Origin of the sequence: Nocardiopsis sp. MG754419 (assembly GCF_018207095.1) — a bacterium.
Taxonomy (GTDB): Bacteria; Actinomycetota; Actinomycetes; order Streptosporangiales; family Streptosporangiaceae; genus Nocardiopsis.
In genome coordinates this window covers 1-253 of record NZ_QOCZ01000461.1, presented here as the reverse complement: position 1 = coordinate 253, position 253 = coordinate 1, and the positions used below count along the sequence as shown (strand labels likewise).

The following is a 253-nucleotide window of genomic DNA, read 5'->3' as shown; positions in this document are numbered from 1 at the left end:
CGCTACGCGACCGGCGTGCGCGACGACGCGCCCTGGAACCCCGACAACATCGAGTTCATCCGCCGGATCAACGGGCTCGACCACGTCGACCGGGTGCGCCCAGGTACACGTCACCGAGCCCCAGCACCAGGTAGGAGGCGTCGAACACGATGTCGCGCACCCGGTCGACGTGGTCGAGCCCGTTGATCCGGCGGATGAACTCGATGTTGTCGGGGTTCCAGGGCGCGTCGTCGCGCACGCCGGTCGCGTAGCG

General features: G+C 69.2%; 1 protein-coding gene. It reads right to left on the bottom strand.

Translation table 11 applies throughout. The features are described 5' to 3' along the window. Nucleotides 1-67: 67 nt before the first annotated feature. On the bottom strand, nt 68-253 hold a 186-nt coding region (locus tag DSY14_RS28545; protein WP_249188603.1), incomplete at its 5' end, for a hypothetical protein.